Source organism: Cupriavidus sp. MPR-AND1C, assembly GCF_058809705.1.
On the sequence record NZ_JBXASU010000189.1, the window covers coordinates 1 to 2,002 of the forward strand.

2 protein-coding genes are annotated in these 2,002 nt (G+C 68.7%); one reads left to right on the plus strand and one right to left on the minus strand.

Annotated elements, in window-relative coordinates; translation table 11 throughout:
- Positions 1–154: 154 nt before the first annotated feature.
- On the plus strand, positions 155–1,444 hold the full coding sequence (locus AC1RWI_RS37910) for an MFS transporter (RefSeq protein ID WP_492870872.1): 1,290 nt from the start codon (positions 155–157) through the stop codon (positions 1,442–1,444).
- On the opposite strand, the gene AC1RWI_RS37915 is transcribed toward AC1RWI_RS37910, so the two are convergent.
- Positions 1,434–1,937: a TPM domain-containing protein gene (locus tag AC1RWI_RS37915; protein ID WP_043344406.1), complete on the minus strand. Its 504-nt coding sequence runs from the start codon at positions 1,935–1,937 to the stop codon at positions 1,434–1,436. The two genes, AC1RWI_RS37910 and AC1RWI_RS37915, sit on opposite strands and share 11 nt — an antisense overlap.
- Between the last annotated feature and the right edge of the window lie 65 nt (positions 1,938–2,002).

The following is a 2,002-nucleotide window of genomic DNA, read 5'->3' on the forward strand; positions in this document are numbered from 1 at the left end:
GGTTCAGCCGGGCGGGATGGCAAGCTGGCCTGGCCGGGCAGGCCAGGCTTGATGGGTTTGGGGTGTCGGGAGGTCATTGCCGTCAAATTCTACTCACAATTGCGGCGGGTATCTTTCGTTGGTGTTGCAGGCGGCGACTGACGACAATGCAGGCATGAATTCTGCCAATGTATCCACCCCTACCGCCGCGGCGCCGTCTCCTGCTTCCCGGGCCGGCGATCCTGCGCTGGCTGCTGCCCGCTGGCGCGTGCTTTGCATCTTTTCGCTGGGTTTCCTGGTGTCCTATATCTTCCGCGGCGTCAACTTGGGCTTCGCGCCGCATTTGATCCGCGAGATGGGGCTGGGCGCCGCCGACCTGGGGCTGCTGACCAGCTTTTACTTCCTGGGGTTTGCCTGCGCCCAGTTGCCGGCCGGGCTGATGCTGGATCGCTTTGGCCCGCGCCGCACCGAGGCGGCATTGCTGCTGGTGGCGGTGGCTGGCGCGCTGGTATTCGCCTCGGCGACCAGCATGGCCGCGCTGGCGGCAGGGCGCCTGATGATCGGCGTGGGCGTGTCGGTTTGCCTGGGGGCTGCCATCCAGGCCCTGTCGATCTGGTTCCCCCTGTCGCGCATGCCCTTGCTCAATGGGGTGGTGATGGCGATCGGCGGGCTGGGCGCCGTCATGGTGGGCGCGCCGCTGGGCTGGCTGCTGTCATGGACCGACTGGCGCACCGTCAGCTATGGGCTGGCCGGCTTGACGCTGGCCATGGCGGCGCTGCTGTGGCTTGGCGCCCCCGAGACCAGCCGCGCTGGCAAGCAGCGCCTTGCCGAACAACTGCGCGGCACCTGGCAAGTCTTTCGCAATGCGCGCTTTTTGCGCGTGGTGCCGCTGGCCCTGCTCAATCAAGGTGTGTTCCTGGCGGTGCAGACGCTGTGGGTCGGCGCCTTCCTGCGGGACGTGGCCGGCTATGCGCCGGAGCAGGGCGCGCGCCTGGTGTCGGTGATCGGCTTTGCCATGATGGGCGGCTGCGTGTGCGCTGGCTGGGCCGCGCGCCATCTGGAGCGTGCTGGTGTGAGCCTGTACACCTTCGCCGGCGTCGGCATGAGCGGGTTCATCGTGATCCAGTGCCTGATCATGGCGGGTGTGCCGCTGCCGCCAGCGCTGCTGTGGGCGGCCTATGGCGTGTTCGGCTCCAGCGGCATCCTGGCCTATGCCGTGCTGGCACGCAGCTTCCCCGATGCGCTGATCGGACGTGCCACCACGGCGCTGACCTTGACGGTGTTCCTGTCCACCTTTGCCTGCCAGGTCGGCATCGGGCTGGTGCTGGACCTCTGGCCCGCCGATGCGGGCCGCTACCCGAAGGCGGCGCACCTGACCGTGTGGGGCGGGCTGGTGGCGCTGCAGGTGCTGGCCGCGCTGTGGTACATGCTGGGGGCGCGTCGCGCAAGCAGCGCTACAGCATGACCGGGCGGTCGTCGAGCTCGTTCGGATTGGGCCGGTCGCCCGAGGGGAAATGCTGCGCCAGTTGATGGTGGATCTTTTCCACTGCCGCCAGCACGGGCTTGACCGATAGCTCCCGGGCCAGCCCGCTAGCGAGTTCGCTACAGATGGCGCGCCAGGTTTCCGGGGCCACGCGGGCATCGATGCCACGGTCGGCCAGCAGCTCCACCGCGTGATCCGCCAGGTTGATATAAAGCAGCACCCCGGTGTGGCCTTCGGTGTTCCACACCTCCAGCGCGCCGAACAGGGCGCGGGCACGGGCGCGCGGGCTGGTGCCGGAGAAGGCCAGCGCCAAGGGCAGGCTGGATTCGATCACGACCCGGACTTCGCCGTGATGCCGCTGCTCGCCGGCGCGCACCGCCTGCTGCAGTTGCTGCTGGGCGTCGGCGGGGAAGAGTTTGCTGGCGGCGCCGGGGCGCGTGCCGAGATGGCGCAGGGCGCGCTTGAAGTGTGGCATGTGTCGTTACCAGTTGCCGGAGGCGCCGCCTCCGTCGAAGCCACCGCCGCCACCACCACCGAAGC